The 19,497-nt window shown below is 37.3% G+C and carries 12 protein-coding genes and 3 tRNA genes; 9 read left to right on the forward strand and 6 right to left on the reverse strand.

The features are described from left to right. The first annotated feature begins 74 nt into the window (after positions 1 to 74). Positions 75 to 365: a DNA-binding protein gene (locus H8744_RS14375; protein ID WP_262435490.1), complete on the forward strand. Its 291-nt coding sequence runs from the start codon at positions 75 to 77 to the stop codon at positions 363 to 365. 79 nt (positions 366 to 444) lie between these two features. Next, positions 445 to 1,575, forward strand: a complete 1,131-nt coding sequence (locus tag H8744_RS14380) for a universal stress protein (RefSeq protein WP_262435491.1) — start codon at positions 445 to 447, stop codon at positions 1,573 to 1,575. Positions 1,576 to 1,830: 255 nt separating this feature from the next. Here H8744_RS14380 and H8744_RS14385 read toward each other — a convergent pair whose 3' ends face one another. Beyond that, complete coding sequence (locus H8744_RS14385) at positions 1,831 to 3,048, reverse strand: tetratricopeptide repeat protein (protein WP_262435492.1); 1,218 nt, start codon at positions 3,046 to 3,048, stop codon at positions 1,831 to 1,833. A 32-nt stretch (positions 3,049 to 3,080) separates the two neighbouring features. After that, a complete protein-coding gene (gene gyrA / locus H8744_RS14390; RefSeq protein ID WP_262435493.1) occupies positions 3,081 to 5,657 on the reverse strand; it encodes a DNA gyrase subunit A in 2,577 nt (858 codons plus the stop codon). A gap of 513 nt (positions 5,658 to 6,170) precedes the next feature. Here gyrA and H8744_RS14395 point away from each other — a divergent pair. The 6 genes from H8744_RS14395 (at position 6,171) to H8744_RS14420 (ending at position 13,673) form a co-directional block, all read left to right on the forward strand. Next, positions 6,171 to 8,711 (forward strand): ATP-dependent Clp protease ATP-binding subunit, encoded by a 2,541-nt coding sequence (locus H8744_RS14395; RefSeq protein ID WP_262435494.1) that lies wholly within the window; start codon positions 6,171 to 6,173, stop codon positions 8,709 to 8,711. Positions 8,712 to 8,818: 107 nt separating this feature from the next. After that, complete coding sequence (htpG, locus tag H8744_RS14400) at positions 8,819 to 10,864, forward strand: molecular chaperone HtpG (RefSeq protein WP_262435495.1); 2,046 nt, start codon at positions 8,819 to 8,821, stop codon at positions 10,862 to 10,864. Positions 10,865 to 11,032: 168 nt separating this feature from the next. After that, positions 11,033 to 13,330, forward strand: coding sequence for a patatin-like phospholipase family protein (locus H8744_RS14405; RefSeq protein ID WP_262435496.1), 2,298 nt, complete (start codon positions 11,033 to 11,035; stop codon positions 13,328 to 13,330). Between the two features lie 78 nt (positions 13,331 to 13,408). Continuing rightward, positions 13,409 to 13,482, forward strand: a tRNA-Arg gene (locus H8744_RS14410). Between the two features lie 24 nt (positions 13,483 to 13,506). Further along, positions 13,507 to 13,580 (forward strand) — tRNA-Arg (locus tag H8744_RS14415). Positions 13,581 to 13,599: 19 nt separating this feature from the next. After that, positions 13,600 to 13,673: transfer RNA gene (locus H8744_RS14420), tRNA-Arg, on the forward strand. Between the two features lie 170 nt (positions 13,674 to 13,843). On the opposite strand, the gene dapA is transcribed toward H8744_RS14420, so the two are convergent. Both dapA and ligA read right to left on the reverse strand, forming a co-directional pair. Next, the gene (dapA, locus tag H8744_RS14425; protein ID WP_262435497.1) at positions 13,844 to 14,737 is read right to left on the reverse strand and encodes a 4-hydroxy-tetrahydrodipicolinate synthase; all 894 of its coding nucleotides are present in this window, start codon (positions 14,735 to 14,737) and stop codon (positions 13,844 to 13,846) included. Positions 14,738 to 14,840: 103 nt separating this feature from the next. Then, a complete protein-coding gene (gene ligA, locus H8744_RS14430) occupies positions 14,841 to 16,841 on the reverse strand; it encodes an NAD-dependent DNA ligase LigA (protein WP_262435498.1) in 2,001 nt (666 codons plus the stop codon). Positions 16,842 to 16,916: 75 nt separating this feature from the next. Here ligA and trmD point away from each other — a divergent pair, with 75 nt between their 5' ends. Further along, complete coding sequence (gene trmD, locus H8744_RS14435; protein ID WP_262435499.1) at positions 16,917 to 17,594, forward strand: tRNA (guanosine(37)-N1)-methyltransferase TrmD; 678 nt, start codon at positions 16,917 to 16,919, stop codon at positions 17,592 to 17,594. 212 nt (positions 17,595 to 17,806) lie between these two features. Here trmD and H8744_RS14440 read toward each other — a convergent pair whose 3' ends face one another. Beyond that, positions 17,807 to 18,718, reverse strand: coding sequence for a dihydroorotate dehydrogenase (locus H8744_RS14440; RefSeq protein WP_262435500.1), 912 nt, complete (start codon positions 18,716 to 18,718; stop codon positions 17,807 to 17,809). Further along, complete coding sequence (locus tag H8744_RS14445) at positions 18,706 to 19,482, reverse strand: dihydroorotate dehydrogenase electron transfer subunit (RefSeq protein WP_262435501.1); 777 nt, start codon at positions 19,480 to 19,482, stop codon at positions 18,706 to 18,708. Before H8744_RS14445 ends, H8744_RS14440 begins: the two co-directional genes overlap by 13 nt. Positions 19,483 to 19,497 lie beyond the last annotated feature (15 nt).

Here is a 19,497-nt window from a genome sequence, read left to right on the forward strand (position 1 = left end):
TGTTTTATCTTTTTTTTTCCTTAAGTTTATAGCGTGATAAATCACATTAGTAATAACCATTAAATTTATGTGACATGAGGACAATAACATTCAATGAACTTCGTAAAATTAAAGATTCATTGCCCAGCGGTAGCATGCATAGAATAGCTGATGAACTAGGTTTGCACGTAGACACAGTGCGTAATTTCTTCGGAGGCCATAATTTTAAAGAAGGTAAAAGTGTCGGAATACATCTTGAGCCCGGTCCGGACGGTGGTTTAGTAATGATTGATGATACTACCGTACTTGATCGGGCTCTTAGCATACTTGATGAGTTGAATATGAAGATGCAACGAGAAGAAGCTACCGAACCTGTGCAAGCTTAATTTAAAATATACTTGCGGAATCCCAATTGGAAAACAATTGGGATTTCTTATTTGTTAAAATCATAAATACAAATGAATTATGGAAGACAAATTAGTGACATTAGCTATTCTGACTTATTCGAAAGCTCAGATATTGAAGAATGTTCTTGAAAATGAGGGCATAGAGACTTATATACATAATGTAAATCAAATACAACCTGTTGTTTCATCAGGAGTAAGGTTACGCATTAAAGAGAGTGATTTGCCGCGTGCGCTCAAGATAACCGAGAGTTCAGTTTGGTTAGCTGAAAGTATAGTGGGAGAGAAGACTCCTAAGGTTGAAGACGGCAATAAAAAGATTCTGATTCCTGTGGATTTTTCAAATTATTCAATGAAAGCTTGTGAATTAGGATTCAATTTGGCAAAAGCGTATGGTGCTGAAGTTTTATTACTACATGTCTATTTTACACCTATTTATGCGTCATCATTACCTTATGGTGATGTGTTTAACTATCAAATAAGTGATGAAGAAACCGTGAAAACGATTCTTCAGAAAGTACATGCCGACCTTAATTCTTTATCTGACAAAATTAAGGAAAAAGTTGTTACTGGAGAATTTCCTGATGTGAAATATACTTGTATATTGCGTGAGGGAATTCCTGAAGAAGAGATATTGCGTTATTCTAAAGAGCAACGCCCACGTATTATCATAATGGGTACTCGTGGTAAGAACCAAAAGGATGCCGATTTAATTGGTAGTGTTACGGCAGAGGTTATTGATCGTAGCCGTACCGCTGTATTAGCGATTCCAGAGAATACACCGTTTAAAGAATTCGGATCAGTCAGAAAGGTGGCTTTTATCACAAATTTTGATCAACGTGATTTAATAGCATTTGATGCATTCATAAATGCTTGGAAACCATTTAGCTTTATTGTTTCTTTGATTTATCTTGCAGATGCGAAAGATTCAAAAGATACTTGGAATGAAATTAAGTTGGCGGGGATTAAGGAATATTTTCTAAAACAATATCCGGAACTTGAAATCCAATATGATGTTGTGAAGAATGATGATTTCCTGAAAAGTTTTGATGAGTACATTAAAACTAATCAGATTGATATAATTACATTGACATCTTATAAACGGAACATATTTGCTCGTTTATTTAATCCGAGTATTGCTCGAAAGATGATTTTCCATTCCGATACACCGCTTCTTGTTATTAATGGATGAGGATGATCAGGCGCTTGAAATTATTCTCTTTAAGATAATGGAATAATCACTATTATGTTTAATAAAAGAAGGGCAATTTATTTTTCAAAAATAAATTGCCCTTCTTTTATTATCTCATAATATATCTTTTATTTTTGGAGTCACTCTCTTTACTTTTATCTTGTGCTGATAAAACACCCCTCTCAAGGCATGGATTTATAATAAAGAAGGCTGATAAATAATACCAGCCTTCTATTATTATATTAAAAATGAGAATTAGTTATTCATAACCTTTTCAATTTCATCAAATTCAGGACCCATGTTTAAATTATAGTATACTCTATAAAGACCTGGAGCCCACAATTCCTTTTGGTCTGGCTTCAGTTCTCTGGCCTTTTCGTAATAAGGTTTAGCTTCTTCATAGAACTTCTTAATTTCTGCTTGTGCAGCTGCATATTTAGGATCATTTACATCAGTGGTTGACTGATCTGCATAATCTTGTGCTTTCATTAGCAATACTAAGCCTAGATTAGAATAAGCTTCTCCATAATTTGGATCAGATTCAATCGTTTTTTTGTAGAAATCAATTGCTTTATCATATTCTTTCATGTTATGATACAGGTATCCTTTTACATATAAATAAAGCTTATTATTAGGGTCTTTAGCCAACATGTTATCCGCGAATTCCATTGCTTTTTCGGGCTGATTTGAACTGCTATAGTAATCAACAAGATTAGCAAAGAAATATTGGTTTTCAGGGAATTTGATAATTCCTTCTTGTAAAGATTCTACCCATTTGGCTGTATCACCTTTTGCTTTTAGTGCATCTGCCCATAACTGCATAGCTATTCCACCATTTTCCTGATCTTTAACTGCAATAGGTGCATATTTCAGAATTGCATCTTTGTCTTCTGCCCCATTGGCAGCCAATGTAGCATAATAAGCAATTTGAGGCAATAAAGTATCTGATACAGCAAGATTTTCTTTTTCTAACATAGGGTAAGAGGCTGATTCTACATAAGTTCCGAAGAATTTCAACGCTTCTTTGCTATTGTTGAGATTGAAAAACTGGATACCACCATTGATCAGATTAGGGCGTTCTGCCAACATTGCAGTAGAATTAGCTTTTCTGTATTTATTCTTAATTTTACCTTTTTCGTTGGGTACTTCTGCAAGTTCATCACATTTAAGGTAATAATCATACATTTTCAGAATACTATTATATACCTTAATTGTATCATACGGCTTTCTCAGATAGGCATTTTCCATTTCCTTTTCGTTGATCCTTTTTTGGATGTAGCCTGCTACATCCCATGTGGCTGCTTCATCTTTTGTTTCCGGATTAGTCAACGCTTCATTAATTAGTTGTTCAGCTTTGTTAAAGTCCGGTTTTACCTCACCAGCAATGCTCTTGGCTTCTTTTACATTTTTTTGTTGGGCAAAAGCAAAACTGATAGCCATCAGTAAAACCATTGAAAATAATACTCTTTTCATGATTGTTGTTTGATTAATTATTAATATTACGTCTATTCTTTTTCTTCATTTTCTTCGATTCCTGTATCGGGAGTATCTGCATCTTCTGAACTATCCATATCTGTTGTCGGATCGCTCAGGATTTTGCCCTCTACTTCTTCTACGGGGATTTCATCTTCCAAACTTTCTGTCGTTACTTTACATACAGAGCCGATTTGATCGTTACGTTTTTCAAGGTTAATAAGGCGTACACCTTGTGTGGCACGTCCCATAATTCGAAAATCTGCAACTTTCAGACGTATGGTGATACCGGATTTATTGATGATCATCAAATCGTTATCATCTGTTACAGATTTGATAGTTACCAGTTTGCCCGTTTTTTCAGTGATATTCATTGTCTTCACACCTTTACCACCACGGTTTGTTTTACGATAATCTTCGATTTCAGATCGTTTGCCATAGCCTTGTTCTGAAACGACCATTACGGACTCGGTTTCCAAATCTTTAATGCAGATCATTCCTACTACTTCATCCTGACCATCGTTATCGAGTGTAATGCCACGTACGCCTGTTGCTGTACGACCCATGACACGAACTGTTGCTTCGTGAAAACGGATGGCACGACCGTTACGGTTAGCGATGATTATTTCATTATTTCCATTGGTCATACGGACTTCAATCACTCGATCGTCCTCTCGGATTGTAATGGCGTTTACGCCATTTTGACGTGGACGTGAATATTGCTCAAGCAAGGTTTTCTTGATTACACCATTCTTGGTACAGAATAATACATAATGACTGTTGATGTATTCTTTGTCATCAAGATTCTTCACGCGCAGGTACGCGTTTACTGCGTCATCAGAATCAATGTTCAGTAGATTTTGGATAGCACGGCCTTTTGAATTCTTTGTTCCTTCCGGAATTTCATATACTTTTAACCAATAACACTTACCTTTTTGAGTAAAGAACATCATAGTATTGTGCATGGTGGCAGGATATATGTGTTCGATGAAGTCTTCATCACGTGTTTCGGTACCCTTAGAACCTACCCCACCGCGATTTTGCGCGCGGAATTCCGATAAAGGTGTACGTTTGATATATCCCATGTGTGAGATTGTGATGATCATTTCATCATCAGCATAGAAATCTTCGGGATTGAATTCTTCAGAGGAATAAACAATCTCCGAACGGCGTTCATCACCATATTTTGCTTTTACTTCAAGCAATTCGTCTTTTATAACTTTACGACATATTTCATCGTCAGCCAAAATACTTTCCAAGTAGGAAATTTGATTCATAATCTCCTCGTATTCAGCATGCAATTGGTCTTGCATCAGGCCCGTTAATTGACGTAAACGCATTTCAACAATGGCGCGTGCCTGGATTTCTGTCAGTTCAAAACGTTCTGTCAAACCGGTGATTGCATCGTTTGGAGTTTTTGCTGCACGGATAATGCGGATCACTTCATCAATGTTATCTGATGCAATAATCAGACCTTCAAGGATATGGGCACGTTCTTTCGCCTTGCGCAGATCAAATTGAGTTCTACGAATAACTACTTCATGTCTATGTTCAACGAAGTATTTAATAAGATCTTTTAGATTCAGTGTTTTGGGGCGTCCATGCACCAGTGCTACATTGTTCACACCGAAAGAAGTCTGCAATGCTGTCATTTTATACAGCTTATTTAAGACTACGCTGGCATTGGCATCACGTTTAATGTCAATAACGATGCGCATGCCTTCACGGTCTGATTCGTCGTTGGCATTCGATATGCCTTCAATCTTTTTGTCATTAACAAGGTCAGCGATATATTTAATCAATTCTGCCTTATTAACATTGTAAGGTATTTCGGTAACAACAATTTTATCATGAGTTTGTCCGGCTTCTATTTCAGCTTTGGCACGCATAACGACACGGCCACGACCTGTGAGATAAGCCTCACGAACCCCACTTATACCGTATATATATCCTCCGGTTGGGAAATCGGGCGCTTTGACGTAATTCATCAGTTCTTCTACAGTAACTTCCGGATTGTCGATATAGGCATGGCATGCATCAATCACTTCGGACAAATTGTGAGGTGGCATGTTTGTTGCCATACCTACTGCAATACCGGACGCACCGTTTACCAACAAGTTAGGGATACGTGTTGGCATTACTGTCGGTTCTACCAGTGTATTATCAAAGTTTGGTTCAAAATTCACGGTTTCCTTGTACAGGTCTTCCATCATGGCTTCGCCCAGCTTATTTAGACGGGCTTCGGTATAACGCATGGCAGCGGGACTGTCACCGTCGACGGAACCAAAATTACCTTGACCATCTACCAATGGATAGCGCATTGCCCATTCTTGAGCCATACGAACCATTGCAAAATATACGGAAGAGTCCCCGTGGGGATGGTATTTACCCAATACTTCACCAACGATTCTGGCTGATTTTTTATAAGGTTTATCTGACATATTACCCAATTCCATCATTCCGTAGAGAATTCTGCGGTGAACGGGCTTAAATCCATCTCTAACATCTGGAAGGGCACGTGAAACAATGACCGACATGGAGTAGTCAATGTACGATGACTTCATTTCCTCCTCGATGTTAATCTTTATAATTCTGTCTTGTTCAAGCATTTAAAAAGATTATTAATTATACATTTGTGGCTTATGAAAAACCACGCTAAAGTACTACTTTTTCTAGATATACAAAAGTTTTCAGCCATAAACTTTTTGTAGTTGTCGGTATGCTGTTTATGGTTCGTGGAAAGTGTATGGTTATGATGGTAAAATGCTATCCTTAATGTCTTTTTTATCAATGTTTTATGGAATGTTTACGTGAACTCCATATTGAAAACATCCGGATGTTCTTATCAAAAACATGGGGATGTTATTGTATAAAACATCCGGATGTTGTGTGTTAAAACATGGGGGTGTATTTGCTGTTTTGTCCCTTGATTAATTCTAAAGAGATTAATATAATGAATTTAAAAAGGCTATTTTTTATGTATTTATTGTAAAGGTATATAGTGATATGTGTTTTTTTGGCACGACATTTGTTATCATAATAAATAAAGCAAATATTACGTATAAACAGATTTATATGTATCTTTGCAAGTGAATAACCCTTAAGAAGGAAGGAATAAAAGTATGAATAATCAATTCTCACAAAAAGTTTCCGATATTATCGTCTTTAGTAAAGAAGAAGCCAATCGTCTGAGAAGCAGATATATTGGGCCTGAACACCTGCTGTTGGGTATACTTCGTGACGGTGAAGGGAAAGCTATAGAGATATTGTCCAAACTCAAAACGAATCTGACCGACATAAAAAAGCAGATTGAAGTGATATTAAAAGCGGAGGCAGATGACTTTTTGCTTCCGGATGCCGATGTGCCATTGTCCAATGGTGCTGCAAAGGTACTTAAGATGTGTATCCTTGAAGCTCGTCTGCTGAAAAGTAATGTCGCTGATACGGAACATGTACTATTAGCTATTCTGAAAGATCGTAATAATGTGGCGGCTTCTGTACTTGAAGCGAATAATATCGATTATAAAAAGGTATTTGAACAATTGTCTTTGCAACCTGACATCAGTTCCGGGATGGGATTTACGGAAGACGATGATGACGAAGAGGAAATGGGTTCATCCCGTTCTTCCGGTGGAGGTCGTGGTGCCGATGAACGTCAACAAGCGCAGACGACCTCGAAAAAGCCATCAAATGATACTCCGGTACTGGATAATTTCGGTACGGATATGACTAAAGCTGCAGAAGAAGGCCGTTTGGATCCGGTTGTAGGGCGCGAACGTGAAATAGAACGCCTGGCACAGATTTTAAGTCGGCGTAAAAAGAATAATCCAATTCTGATTGGTGAACCTGGTGTGGGTAAATCGGCTATAGTCGAGGGGCTGGCATTGCGTATTGTTCAGAAGAAGGTATCTCGTATTTTATTTGATAAACGTGTGGTGGCTCTTGACATGACTTCGGTTGTGGCCGGTACGAAATATCGTGGGCAATTTGAAGAACGGATTCGTTCTATCCTCAATGAGTTGCAGAAGAATCCCAATGTGATTTTGTTTATTGATGAAATCCACACCATAGTAGGTGCAGGTTCTGCTGCAGGTTCAATGGATGCTGCCAATATGCTCAAACCGGCATTGGCCCGTGGTGAGATACAATGTATTGGTGCTACGACTCTTGATGAATACCGGAAGAATATTGAGAAAGACGGTGCTTTGGAACGCCGTTTCCAAAAAGTAATAGTAGAACCGACTACATCCGAAGAAACGCTTCAGATTCTACGGAATATTAAGAGTAAATATGAAGATCATCATAACGTGAATTATACGGATGCTGCCTTGGAAGCATGCGTCAAGTTGACAGATCGTTATATTACCGATCGTAATTTTCCGGATAAAGCGATAGATGCCCTTGATGAAGCAGGTTCTCGCGTACACCTGACCAATATCAATGTACCTAAAGAAATCGAGGAACAGGAAATATTGATAGAAGAGGCTAAGAATCAAAAGAATGACGCAGTGAAATCGCAGAATTTTGAACTTGCCGCCAGCTTCCGTGACAAGGAAAAAGAACTTACTATAGTTCTGGATCGTATGAAGCAGGAATGGGAAGAACGATTAAAAGATAATCGGGAAACGGTGGATGCTGAAGAAATAGCCAATGTTGTTTCTATGATGTCTGGTATACCGGTACAACGAATGGCACAAGCCGAAGGAATGAAGCTGGCTGGAATGAAAGAATCCCTTCAGTCGAAAGTCGTTGCCCAAAATCCGGCTATAGAAAAGTTGGTTAAAGCAATTTTGCGAAGTCGCGTCGGGCTCAAGGATCCTAATAAACCAATCGGAACCTTTATGTTTTTGGGCCCTACGGGAGTTGGTAAAACACATCTTGCCAAAGAATTGGCAAAATATATGTTTGGCTCTTCCGATGCTTTGATTCGGATAGACATGAGTGAATATATGGAGAAATTTACTGTCTCTCGCCTTGTTGGAGCGCCTCCGGGATATGTGGGGTATGAGGAAGGCGGTCAGCTTACTGAGAAAGTGCGCCGTAAGCCCTATTCCATTGTATTGCTTGATGAAATAGAAAAAGCCCATCCGGATGTTTTCAATTTGTTACTGCAAGTAATGGATGAAGGTCGGCTTACTGACAGTTATGGCAGAGTGGTAGATTTTAAAAATACGGTTATCATCATGACATCTAATATTGGTACGCGCCAATTGAAAGACTTTGGTCGAGGGGTAGGTTTTGCTACTCAAAGCCGCTTGGATGATAAGGAATTTTCTCGGAGTGTCATTCAGAAAGCATTGAATAAATCTTTTGCACCAGAGTTTATTAATCGTGTTGACGAGATTATAACTTTCGACCAGCTTTCCCTGGAGGCAATAACTCAAATTATTGATATTGAACTCAAAGGATTGTATGATCGTATTGAATCTATTGGTTATAAATTGATTATTGAAGATAAGGCAAAGCAATTTATTGCCGGGAAGGGATATGATGTTCAATACGGTGCCCGACCATTGAAACGTGCCATTCAGACTTATCTTGAAGATGGTTTGTCAGAACTTATTGTCTCATCTGCTTTAGCTGATGGGGATACTATCAGAGTGATTCTGAATGAAGAAAAAAGTGAACTGGAGATGAAAGTGGAAACGGTAACCAAAGAATAAATGTTTTTCGAAATACGTCAAAATGTCAGACTTTTAGTCTGGCATTTTTTTTGTTTCTAAACTTAGCAAATAGTATAAATAGGATCAATTAAAAAATATACATTATTATGCAAAAAGGTAATATTGGGGTTACTACCGAGAACATTTTCCCTATTATCAAAAAGTTCTTGTACAGCGATCATGAGATTTTTCTTCGCGAATTAGTGTCGAATGCTGTTGATGCGACTCAGAAATTAAATACACTGGCATCAATAAGCGAATTTAAAGGTGTATTAGGTGATCTGACTATCCACGTTTCTCTAGGAAAAGATACTATCACTATTTCTGATCATGGTATCGGACTGACGGCCGATGAGATAGATAGATACATCAATCAGATAGCTTTCTCCGGTGCCAATGATTTTCTGGAAAAGTATAAAAATGATGCAAATGCAATTATCGGACATTTCGGACTTGGTTTCTATTCCGCTTTCATGGTGGCAAAGAAGGTTGAAATCATTACAAAATCTTATAAAGAAGGTGCGCAAGCTGTAAAATGGACTTGCGATGGTAGTCCGGAGTTTACACTCGAAGATGTTGAAAAAGAAGACCGCGGTACTGACATAGTGCTGTATATTGATGATGATTGCAAAGAATTTCTGGAAGAATCTCGTATATCAGATTTATTGAAGAAATATTGCAGATTCCTTCCCGTTCCTATTGCTTTTGGTAAAAAGAAAGAATGGAAAGACGGAAAGCAGGTAGAAACGACCGAGGATAATATCATAAATGACACTACGCCTCTTTGGACGCGTAAGCCCAGTGAACTCTCAGATGAAGATTATAAAAAATTCTATAGAGAATTATATCCAATGGCGGATGAACCTTTGTTTTGGATACACCTGAATGTGGATTATCCTTTCCATTTGACTGGAATTCTTTATTTTCCGAAAGTTAAAAGCAATATTGAACTGAATAGAAATAAAATCCAGCTTTATAGTAACCAAGTCTATGTAACAGATTCTGTAGAAGGCATTGTGCCGGACTTCTTGACTTTATTACATGGGGTGATCGATTCTCCGGATATTCCTTTGAACGTTTCCCGCTCCTATCTGCAAAGTGATTCAAATGTGAAGAAGATCTCTTCGTATATTACGAAGAAAGTTGCTGATCGTTTGCAGTCTATTTTCAAGAATGACCGTCCTCAGTTTGAAGAGAAGTGGAATGATTTGAAAATATTTATCAATTATGGAATGTTGACGCAAGAGGATTTTTATGACAAAGCGTCAAAATTTGCCCTTTTCACCGATACGGATGGCAAGCATTATACCTATGAAGAATATCGCCTGTTGATTAAAGATAATCAGACAGATAAAGATGGAATTTTGATTTATATATATGCTAATGATAAGAGTGAACAATATAGTTATATCGAAGCTGCTAAAAATAAAGGATACAATGTATTGCTTTTAGATGGGCAGTTGGATGTAGCCATGGTTAGCATGTTGGAACAGAAATTTGAAAAATCTCGTTTTACTCGCGTGGACAGCGATGTTGTTGACAATCTTATAGTGAAAGAAGAAAGAAAAGACGATGCATTAAAACCCGCTGAAAAGGAAGCTTTGTCGAATATTTTCAAAAGCCAGTTGCCTAAAGTCGAGAAGATGGAATTTAATGTAATGGCACAGGCCTTAGGAGAAAATATTGCTCCCGTTGTGATTACACAGAGCGAATATATGCGTCGTATGAAAGAAATGGCTAATATTCAAGCGGGTATGAGTTTCTATGGAGAAATGCCTGATATGTTTAATCTCGTATTGAATTCTGATCATCCATTAATCAAAAAAGTACTTGGTGAAGAAGAAATTGCTTGTGCCGCTGATATTGTTCCATTGCAATTGTCTATTGACGACACGACTAAACAACGTGATGCAATGGCGAAGAAGCAAGAAGGCAAAAAGGATGAAGACATCCCCACTTCAGAAAAAGATGAGTTAAGGGATTTGGATAAGAAACTTGATGAACTAAAAGGTAAGAAGGAAGCTATATACGCTGATTTTGCCGGTAAGAACAAAGTAGTTCGTCAATTAATCGATTTGGCTCTGTTGCAAAATAATATGCTGAAGGGGGAAGAATTGAACAACTTCGTTAAGAGAAGTATTGAACTGATCTGATTTGCATCTTTTTTAATTTAAATATTCATAGAAGAGCATTGCGCATATGAAAATGTAGCAATGCTCTTTTTTTGATTATAAATTTCCTAAAATTCCGATTCATTGGAAACAAATGCATATATTTGAACAGTAAATAACAGAACAAATCAATCGTTTTTATATTGTATTATGAAAAAGGTTTTGGCGCTTATCATTATTTTACTTTTACTACCTGTCATGGCACAAGCTCAGAAAGTTGGACTTGTGCTAAGTGGAGGTGGTGCCAAAGGGTTGACACATATTGGCATAATTCGTGCGCTTGAAGAAAACAACATCCCTATTGATTACATTACCGGTACTTCAATGGGAGCTATTGTGGGATCATTATATGCCATGGGGTATTCTCCAGATGATATGGAAGCGTTGTTAAAGTCTGAAGATTTCAAACGTTGGTATTCAGGAGAGGTTGAAGAAAAATATATGTATTATTTCAAAAAAGATTTGCCGACTCCTGATTTTCTGAATATCCGTTTGTCGTTTCGTGATTCATTAAACATTAAACCTCAATTTTTACCGACTAGCGTAGTTGACCCAATACAAATGAATCTGGTTTTTATCGACCTCTATGCTCGGGCTACTGCATCCTGTGGTGGAGATTTTGATAAGCTATTTGTACCTTTTAGATGTATTGCTTCGGATGTGTATAATAAAAAGCAGTTGGTCATGAGAAAGGGTGATTTGGGAGATGCTGTGCGGGCGTCCATGAGCTTTCCTTTTATGTTTAAGCCTATAGAAATAGACAATGTATTGGCATATGATGGTGGAATATACAATAATTTTCCCACGGATGTGATGCGCAATGATTTTCATCCGGATATCATTATTGGTAGTGTGGTTGCTGCTAATCCTACAAAACCTAAGGAAAATGATCTAATGAGCCAGATTGAGAACATGGTTATGCAAAAAACGGATTATTCGGTTCCTGAATCCGATGGTATATTGATGACGTTTAAATATGATGATGTAAATTTGATGGACTTTCAACGGATTGATGAATTACACGATATTGGTTATAATCGTACAATGAGTATGATGGATTCCATTAAAAGTCGTATTCATAGGCGTGTAAATTATGATAACATACGTCTCCGGCGATTGGTTTATAAAAGCAATTATCCCGAACTTCGTTTCAAAAATATATTAATAAGCGGTGCCAATGCCCAACAGCAAGCTTATATAAAGAAAGAATTTCATGCATCTGATGAGAAAGAATTTACATACGAAGATGTGAAACGCGGCTATTTCCGTTTACTTTCCGGAAATATGATTTCAGAAATTATCCCCCATGCTGTATTCAATCCGGAGGATGATACATATGATCTCCATTTGAAAGTCAAATTGGAAGATAACCTTTCTGTCCGTATCGGAGGTAATGTTTCAACTACGAGTTCCAATCAGATATATCTGGGAGTAAGTTATCAGAATCTGAATTACAATGCAAAAGAGTTTACGCTTGACGGACAGTTGGGAAAAGTTTATAACAATATCCAGTTAATGGGAAAAATTGATTTTGCTACGACTATTCCTACTTCATATCGTCTAATTGCTTCTATAAGTACGTTTGATTATTTTAAGAAAGAGAAGCTGTTCTCTAAGAAAGATAAACCAGCTTTTAATCAGAAAGATGAACGTTTTGTGAAGCTTAAAGCAGGACTCCCCTTTTTATCAAGTAAGAGGGCTGAGTTTGGTATAGGAATAGCAAAGATTCAAGATCGTTATTTTCAGAAAAGTGTTATAGACTTTGATAAAGATAAATATGATAAAAGTGAATATACTTTTTTTGGTGGCTCTATTAGTTTTAATGGAAGCACTCTGAATACAAGGCAGTTTCCTACTCAAGGCAGCCATGAGGAATTGGTTGCGCAAATTTATACTGGTAAAGAACGTTTTTATCCTGGTGAAAATACGGATAATAAAAAGTTGAACGAGGAACGGCATTCATGGTTGCAACTCTCATATATGAAGGAAAAGTATCATCGTATGTCCAAAAATTGGACTTTAGGGTGGTATTTGAAAGCGTTGTATTCCTCGCGTAATTTTTCTGAAAATTATACTGCTACAATGATGCAGGCGGGAGAGTTTGCTCCTACGGCACATGGCCAATTGATGTACAATGAGGCTTTTCGCGCTAATCAGTATGTTGGAGTTGGTATTCGTCCTATATATCGTTTGAGTCAGATGTTTCATGTTCGTGGAGAATTTTATGGATTTATGCCGATTTTTCCTATAGAAAGAAATTCCATTAATAAAGCATATTATGGCAAAGCGTTCTCTCGTTTTGAATATTTGGGGGAATTATCAATAGTATGTCAATTGCCATTTGGTGCTATCTCTGCATATGTAAATCATTATAGTTCACCTAAAAGGGAGTGGAATGTAGGATTAACGCTCGGTTGGCAACTATTTAACTATCGTTTCTTTGAATAATTTTCAAGAAAAAGAGGGATAAACGCTTGCTGTTTTCAAAAAAGTCAGTATCTTTGCACCCGTTAAACAAAAACAGAGGGTCGCGTAGCTCAACTGAATAGAGTAGCTGACTACGGATCAGCCGGTTACAGGTTTGAATCCTGTCGCGATCACTTTTTTCTGGTTTAGCAGTGAATGGCCGCGTAGCTCAACTGAATAGAGTAGCTGACTACGGATCAGCCGGTTACAGGTTTGAATCCTGTCGCGGTCACAAATTCTTTCATAAGTAAGGTCGCGTAGCTCAACTGAATAGAGTAGCTGACTACGGATCAGCCGGTTACAGGTTTGAATCCTGTCGCGATCACAAAAAGCTCCTGCATTATGTTGTAGGGGCTTTTTGATTTTTCATAACTCTTTTCTCTTGGTTTAATAAAAAAGCAACTAAATCACAATGAATTAGTTGCCTTATGTTCTCAGCTTAAGGGAATTCCATGAATATATGTTCTTTTTCTAATAAAGATATATTGCTGTCATTTAACATTTAATGTTTAGTTCATTCAACACATTCCGGATAGCTTCAAAAGTTGTTATTCTAGTTGGAACGAGTGGTAACCGAAGCTTGTTCTCGATCATTCCCATTGCATTCAACATTGATTTTACTCCAGCAGGGTTACCATCAACAAATAATAGATTGAATAATTCGGTGAATTTATGATGAATAGTGAGTGCATTTGTAAAGTCACCTTGTAGTGCCAACCTTGTCATACGGCTAAATTCACGTGGGAATGCATTTCCAATGACCGATATTACACCAACGGCTCCTAATGTGATGAGAGGAAAGGTTATACCGTCATCTCCTGAAATGACATCAAAATTGATCGGCTTATTTTTGATGATGTCATCCATTTGGGTGATATTTCCAGATGCCTCTTTTATTGCAATTACATTTTTGAAATCACGGGCGATTCGTAAGGTTGTTTCGGCTGTCATGTTTACTCCTGTACGCCCTGGCACATTGTATAAAACAATAGGTAATTCTGTTGCTTCTGCAATCGCTTTATAATGTTGGTATATGCCTTCTTGAGAAGGTTTGTTATAATAAGGTACTACAGATAATATAGCATCTACCCCGGTGAAATCGTCGTTTTTTAAAGTTTCTACAACTGCGCGAGTATTATTTCCTCCTACTCCAAGTAAAATAGGTACCTTCCCATTAACACGGTCAATTACCATCTTTTTTATTTTCTTCTTTTCATCCTCTGTCAATGTAGGTGTTTCAGCCGTCGTACCCAATACACACAGAAAATCTGCATTGTTCTGTAACAAGTAGTCCACCATCCGCATCAATGCATCGTAATCAACGCTCTCATCTTCTTTGAAAGGAGTAATCAGTGCTACCCCCATTCCTTTCAATTTAGTTTGTATCATGAGTATTAATAATAATCTCTAAATAATTTGATTGCAAAAGTACTAATAATTTCAATTTTCCCGGCAAAAATATTATATAAAATAAGAATCTGGCATGAAAATGTTACGAAATAAGATCTAAAAACTCCTCTTCGTTCATTAGCTTTATACCAAGTTTATTGGCTTTTTCAAGTTTTGCTGGCCCCATGTTTTCACCTGCTAATATAAAACTGGTCTTTGTTGAAATACTTCCCACATTCTTGCCTCCATTTCTTTCAATAATATCTTTGTATTCATCACGTGAATGATGAGTGAATACACCACTAATAACAATGGATTGTCCAGCAAGTTTGTCAGTATGATTACTTAAATCCTCTTCGCTGAGTTGGAATTGTAAACCTGCTGCTTTTAATTGGTTAACCAATTCTCGGTTTGATTCATTAGCGAAATAACTTAGTATACTTTGAGCTATTCTTTCTCCGATTTCATCGACACTTACTAGTGATTCTGAATTTGCCTTCTCCAATGCTTCTATGTTTTTGAAAGCTTTTGCTATTTTTTTTGCAACTGTCTCACCCACAAAACGGATTCCTAATGCAAAAATAACTCGTTCAAATGGAACTTCCCGGCTTTGCGCTATACCGTTAATAATATTTTCTGCTGACTTTTCACCCATTCGTTCCAACCCTTTTATGTCATTAACGGTTAATTTATAGAGGTCTGCGGTGTTTTTGATGAGCCCGATACGATAAAACATATCTACTGTTTCAGGCCCTAAACCGTCTATATTCATGGCTTTTCTACTTATGAAATGTTCTATTTTGCCTTTGATTTGTGGTGGACAGGCTGTCTCATTTGGGCAATAATGCGCAGCTTCTCCTTCATATCTGATTAGTTTGCTTCCGCATTCTGGACAGTTCGTAATAAACTTAACTTTCTCACCAAGCATGAAAGAACGTGCTTCTGTATCAACTCCCGTAATTTTGGGAATAATTTCGCCACCTTTCTCAACATATACCATGTCTCCGATATGAAGATCAAGTCCATCAATAATATCAGCGTTGTGCAAAGATGCACGTTTAACAATGGTGCCTGATAATTGTACCGGATCGAGATTGGCAACCGGGGTAACGGCACCTGTCCGTCCCACTTGGTATGTGACTAAGTTAAGTCTGGTAAGTGCCCGTTCTGCCTGAAATTTATATGCTATAGCCCATCGCGGAGATTTAGCCGTAAATCCTAAATTTTTCTGCTGTTTTAAGCTATTTACTTTTAATACGATACCATCCGTTGCTACAGGTAGATTTTTTCTTTCTACATCCCAATATTTGATGTAATCAAAAATTTCTTCCAGAGAATGACATTTACGCATAGCCTTTGAAATTTTGAATCCCCAAGTGGATGCTGCTTGTAGATTTTCGTAATGACCGTCATAAGGTAGTTCTTCTCCCAGTAAATAATAGAAATATGCATCGAGTTTGCGAGAGGCTACAATTGAAGAGTTTTGTAGTTTCAAAGTTCCAGATGCCGCGTTTCTAGGATTAGCGAATAAAGATTCCTCGCGGGATTCTTTTTCGCGGTTTAATTCTTCGAATACTTCCCAAGGCATCAATATCTCTCCGCGGATCTCAAACGATTTTGGATAATTATTTCCATGTAACACAAGCGGGATTGATCGGATTGTTTTTACATTGTCTGTTACATCGTCTCCTTTTTCCCCGTCACCCCGTGTTACTGCGCGGACTAATTTGCCATCTTCATAAGTCAAGGAAATGGAAGTTCCGTCATATTTCATTTCACAACACATCTCGAAATCTTCATTCAAAGATTTCTTTGCCCGCTCATAGAATTCGGCAACTTCGTTTTCAGAATATGTGTTTCCTAGTGACAACATCGGATATTTGTGTGAATACTGAGTGAAGTTTTTATTCAGATCGCTGCCAACACGCATGGTTGGCGAGGTATCATCTTTGTATTCGGGATGTTCTTGTTCCAAGTTTTGCAGTTCATGCATCATGTCATCAAACTCTTTGTCTGAAATCTCAGGAGCATTTTGGATATAATAATTATAATTATGCCGGTGAAGTTCGGCACGAAGATTTTCTATTTTTTCTTTTACAGTCATAATTTCCAAGATTGTTTCAGGCAAAAATACAGGTTTATCTTTTAATATTTGTAATTTTGCGGAAAATTAAAGATTATGCGCATTGATATAATAACTGTTCTTCCAGAGATGATTGAAGGTTTCTTCAGTTGCTCTATAATGAAACGTGCTCAAAACAAAGGCTTGGCAGAAATTCATATTCATAATCTCCGCGATTATACTGAGGATAAATATAGACGTGTCGATGATTATCCTTTCGGGGGATTTGCAGGTATGGTGATGAAAATAGAGCCTATTGAACGTTGCATAAATGCTCTGAAAGCAGAGCGTGAATATGATGAAATTATATTCACGACTCCGGATGGTGGGCAATTTGATCAGAAAATGGCTAATAGTCTCTCATTAGCGGAAAATCTTATAATTCTTTGTGGACATTTCAAGGGAATTGATTATCGTATTCGAGAACATTTTATAACGAAGGAAATAAGTATTGGTGATTATGTATTGACGGGTGGAGAATTAGCTGCGGCTGTAATATCAGATGCCATTATTCGAATTATTCCAGGAGTGATATCAGATGAGCAATCTGCTCTTTCCGATTCTTTTCAAGATAATTTGCTGGCAGCTCCAGTTTATACACGACCAGCAGAATATAATGGATGGAAGGTGCCGGAGATTCTTTTATCAGGTCATGAGGCAAAAATAAAAGAGTGGGAATTGCAACAGTCATTGGAACGTACCAAAATGCTACGGCCGGACTTATTAAAAGAATAATCTAAGGTGTAAATAAAAAAGAGGAAGATGATGATGTGTTTATCTTCCTCTTTTTTTATTTATGCATTTTAAGTAAAGGATCAATTATTTCAGTAGTGTAAAAAAGGCTTATCTAAGTTTGCTTATTGACACTCTTAATTCAAATACTTGCATTTAATGGAAATAGCAATTCTCTATCTTAAACCCTGCGAAGGGTTATTGTATGTTTTCAATTATACCTCTAATGCACCTATAATTTCATCGACAGATTCGAATTTATGTCTATCTAGGTAATTATTTATACCATCTATTACTTTGATGGTAACTTCAGGATCTATAAAATTTGCAGTACCGATCTGAATAGCCGTTGCTCCTGCTAGTAAAAATTCTACTGCGTCTTTCCAATTCATTATGCCACCCAATCCAATGACAGGAATATTTACCGCTCTTGCTACTTGCCAAACCATGCGTAATGCAATGGGTTTTACCGCAGCTCCGGACAATCCACCTGTTATTGTTGATAAGACAGGTCGTCTACGTTCGGCATCAATAGCCATACCGAGTAATGTATTAATTAATGAAATACTATCGGCACCTCCTGCTTCTGCGGCAAGGGCTATTTCTGTAATATTAGTTACGTTTGGTGATAATTTAACGATGAGTGTTTTTTTGTAAACTGATCGTACTGCTTTTACTACTTCTTCGGCACCTTTAGAAGTAACTCCAAAAGCCATACCTCCTTGTTTTACATTAGGGCATGAAATGTTTAACTCTATGGCAGAAATTTTGTCAAGTTCATTAATAATTTGAGCCGTTTCCATGTAGTCTTCTATAGCGGATCCGGAGACATTTACAATCATATTTGTCTGAACATCTTTAATACGTGGATATATATGTTCAGTGAAATAATGTACACCCTTATTTTGCAGTCCCACAGCATTTAACATACCAGAAGGGGTCTCTGCCATACGCGGGTATGGATTTCCTTCACGATTGTGAAGGGTCGTTCCCTTTACAATAATACCACCTATTCGCGCAATATCAATGAAATCGGCAAACTCTTCACCGTATCCGAATGTGCCTGAAGCAGTCATTACCGGATTTTTCATTTGTAATTCACCTATGTTTACTTTTAAATTTGCCATAGTAGTTTATTTATATTAAAAACAGGTCCTTCTTTACAGACACACAGATTACCTTCATCGGTATTTTCTACACAACAAAGGCAAGCACCGATACCGCATGCCATCATATTCTCTAATGACACTTCACATGGTATATTATTACTCTTTGCATATTTAGCTATTGCCATCATCATCGGTTTGGGACCACAAGTATAAATTTGTTCAAATTGTATCTTTTTTAAGATGGAGTGTTGGGTAACGTATCCTTTCTCACCGTAACTTCCATCCTCCGTTGTAGTATAAACTTCTCCATATGCAGAAAAATCATTTAACTGCAAGAGATCTTTATCCGTGCGTGCTCCTAAAAGAAAAGTGGGTTTACAATCATTTTTAGCAAGTTGTTCACCTAAATAAAGCATTGGGGCTATTCCTACGCCACCGCCTACTAATAAAAGTTTATTAGAAGGATTTTCCGGTATTGTAAAATAATTGCCTAAGGGCATTATAGCATTGATTACGTCTCCTTGTTTGGCTTTTGCTAATTGGTGTGTTCCATCACCCACAAGTTGAATTAAAAACCATACTTCATTTCTTTTTCGGTCTACATAATTAATAGAGATTGGACGGCGTAAAAAAGTTGATGGAGAGCCGTCAATCCGTATTTCTGCAAATTGTCCCGGTAACATTTCGGGGAGTAGTGACTGAGATGTTAGCTTTAACAACACATAATTTGTATGTAGTTGGAGGTTCTCAGTTACTGTCAAGTCTAAAATAAATTTTTTCATATACTGAGTTTAAAT

Source organism: Jilunia laotingensis (assembly GCF_014385165.1).
GTDB classification, from domain to species: domain Bacteria; phylum Bacteroidota; class Bacteroidia; order Bacteroidales; family Bacteroidaceae; genus Bacteroides; species Bacteroides laotingensis.